Origin of the sequence: Oceanispirochaeta sp. (assembly GCF_027859075.1) — a bacterium.
Taxonomy (GTDB): Bacteria; Spirochaetota; Spirochaetia; order DSM-2461; family DSM-2461; genus Oceanispirochaeta.
On record NZ_JAQIBL010000031.1, the window covers coordinates 1 to 3,272 of the forward strand.

Annotated in this window: 3 protein-coding genes; all 3 read left to right on the forward strand. The window is 56.1% G+C overall.

Translation table 11 applies throughout. The annotated features are described in order from the left end of the window. Positions 1–96 precede the first annotated feature (96 nt). Positions 97–1,533 (forward strand): hypothetical protein, encoded by a 1,437-nt coding sequence (locus PF479_RS01930; protein WP_298001689.1) that lies wholly within the window; start codon positions 97–99, stop codon positions 1,531–1,533. A gap of 72 nt (positions 1,534–1,605) precedes the next feature. Continuing rightward, complete coding sequence (locus PF479_RS01935) at positions 1,606–1,896, forward strand: hypothetical protein (protein ID WP_298001690.1); 291 nt, start codon at positions 1,606–1,608, stop codon at positions 1,894–1,896. Continuing rightward, a partial coding sequence (locus tag PF479_RS01940) for a phage/plasmid primase, P4 family (protein WP_298001692.1) occupies positions 1,897–3,272 on the forward strand: 1,376 nt, incomplete at its 3' end.

Here is a 3,272-nt window from a genome sequence, read left to right on the forward strand (position 1 = left end):
CTATGCCCAGATTACCCCGGAGGTGAATATCGGGGCCAATGACATCCTCCAGATTGACTGGGAGATCACCTTCTATGGGACCTAGGAGGTCTTGATATGGATTTTTACCATATTCAGAGCCCCTGGGATTCCCCCTGTGAGGTGGAAGGTGGCGCCTGGGGCAGAAGCAGAACACCCGGCCTGTCCCTGAGCAAGTGGGACACGGAAGCCTCCCTGCGCCTGGGATCGGAGTTCCCCGGGGAGAGGGTTCAAACCGTGGAGCACAGACCGGGGAGAACGATACTGACCACGGGAGAGCGGCGCCATGTGTACCGGCAGTTGGATGAAGGGAACATAGAGTATGACATCATCCTGCGGGAGATCCCCTCGTCCCCTGTCTTCAAGATCCCCCTGGAAAAAGCCGGGGGGCTTTCTTTTCATAAACAGGGAATCCTCTACGGTCATCTGATGAGGGAAGAGGTCCGGGGCAGTTATGCGGTGTACTGGAAGGAGAAGAACAACCAGTACAAGACAGGGAAGTTCTGCCATATCTACCGGCCGAAGATCATCGATACCAAAGGCCGCTGGATCTGGGGAGACCTGGATTACGATGGGGATTCACTTTATATCACTGCCGATGAGACCTGGCTCAAAAACTCAAGTTACCCCGTGACGGTGGTCCCCCGGATCGGTTCGGACTCAGTGGGAGCGGGAAGCTATGACTTTTTCAATGACGAACCCGGTATGCCCACGGTCGACCTGGGGATGGCCCTCAACAAATTTACCATTGATACGGAGCTGGCCGGCCCCTGTACGGCCTATTACTACTCCTATAAGAACGACTACGAGGCGGGCGGGTTTGCGGCGGTCTATGACGGAGGACTCCCGGCCAACCTGAGGAGCAGCGGGGCCCCCTTTTTGAACCTGAGGGTTCCGTCCACCGAGTCACCTTCCTGGAAGAGCAGCAGTTTCAGTATTGACCAAGCGATCGATGCCGGCAGTACCATCTGGTTCGGCCTGATGGCCAAATACTATTACTATCCCTATTTTGATGAGGTGGACGGAGCCGATCTCCGGGTCCATTATCCCTCCAGTTTTACGGCCCCCCCGGCTGTCTGCGGAACGACCTATCTTCATAGCGACATTCTGTTATCCATGTACTTTGACTATGTCTCCCTCACCACCTGGAATGTCCTGATCGAAGGCAGGATCAAACCGGATGAGGAGATCTTCAAGGAGTCTCAGTTTCATAGGGAGCAGCAAGAGACTCCGGCATTGACTGAGGGATTTCTGTCCTCCCGGGGGCTTGTCAGGCTGATCAGCTCGCTGGGAGACCTGACAGATTTTTCGGATCATACCGCCCGTTTCAGCCGGGCCCTCCAGTCATGGGGGGCCTCCTCTGGAATGTTCCTCCGAAAACTCTCCTACTTTATATTCCTGGAGGAAGCCTGTTCCCTCTGGGATTTTTTCACAAGGAACCGGGGACATGCCAGTGAGGAGCTTGTGATCTACAGTCCCCTGACCCTCATCCTGAAGATCGATTCTAAAATTTGATCCTTCGGCCCTGAGGGAAAGAGCTTAAAAAACCATCGAGGCTTGAAGCCTGGATGGAGTGAAGGAGTTTTCATGAACAAAATCTATGCGGGCCAGACCAGCCTGAGCCTCCGGGTCAATACCGCCTGCCCCCTGAATGACGCCGAACTCTGTGAGATCCGATACCGGAAGCCCGACGGAAGCGAAGGAGCCTTTGACGCTGTGATCCTGGACCCCATGACGGGCCTCCTGGGCTACGACCTGGCCACAGGCGACCTGGATCAGCCTGGCTGGTGGAGTTTCTGGTCCTGGGTTCAGTTTACCGGGGGACGCTGGGCACCGGGTGACCCTAAGAAGGTGTATATCCGCCAGGAGGGACGCTAGATGGCGGAGAAACGATTACTGAACCGGATGAGTGAGAGACTCCGGCGATTTGAGGTTGATGAGACCCTGGCCATCCGAAAGGCCCTCGCCTCGGAAGAGGAGTATTCCCAGGATCTGCAGGTTCTGATGAAGAGCTGGCTGGGGGGAGACTTAGCCAGGCGTCCGGGGCTTCTGGCTCTCTGCTACAACTGTTGCAGTGCCCTGGTCAAGGAGATCCCCCCGGAAGAACAGACAGGAGAGCGCTTCTTCCGTCTCCGCTGGAGCGCCTACCTGAATGCCCAGAAGGAGAGAGAGAATGAGCCTCCTTCCCTGGAGGAAGCCAAATACCTGGACCGGGAAGCCCTCTTTGTCCTGTCCACCAACAAGAGTGAGCGGGGAGAAACCTTCTCTGACTTCTTTAACGCCCGGATGATGATAGAGGACTGGGGGGAGGATATCCGCTACTGTGCCCCCTGGAAGAAGTGGCTGATCTGGGACAGTCAGAGATGGCTCTGTGACGAGTTGGGGGCGATCTATGAACTGGGAGAGAAGAGCATCAACTCCCTCTTTGAGAAGGCCCCTCAAAGGGCCACCCTGGAGGAAGCTCTGGCCATGATGGCACATGCCAGACGGAGCTCCTCGGCCCACAAGGTGGAGACCATGCTCTTCAGCACCAGGTGGAATCTGAAAATAAGGGTGAGTCCGGATGAACTGGACAGGAACCTCTTTCTCTTTAACTGCGCCAACGGCATGATCGACCTCCGGTGCGGCCGCCTGTTGACTCATGACAGAAACGCCCTCATTACAAAAGTATCTCCCGTAACCTACCTTCCAGACAGTTCCTGTACCGTCTGGAAAAGGTTCCTGAAGGACATCTTCAAGGGGAACCTGGAGCTGATCCGCTTTGTCCAGAAATTCCTGGGCTGCTCCCTGACGGGAGACATGTCCTGCCAGTCCATGTTCATCCTCTACGGGAACGGGGCCAACGGGAAGAGCACCTTCATCAACGTGGTCAACCATGTGATGGGCGACTACGCCACCACAACCCCCACGGAGACCTTTATGCAGAAGAAAGGGGAACAGGCCACCAACGATATCGCCCGCCTCAAGGGCGCCCGATTTGTCACGGCCATGGAGAGTGATGATAACGGCCGCCTGGCCGAGTCGGTGATCAAACGTCTCACCGGGAACGACATGATCAGCGCCCGCTTCCTCTATGGGGAGTACTTCCAGTTCCTTCCCACCTTCAAGATCGTCATGGCCACGAACCACAAGCCGAGGGTGAGCGGCATGGACCTTGCCATCTGGCGCCGGATCAAGCTGATTCCCTTCGAGGCGACCTTTCCCGAGGAGAAGCAGGATAAGAAGTTGACGGAGAAGCTGAATAAGGAGTCCTC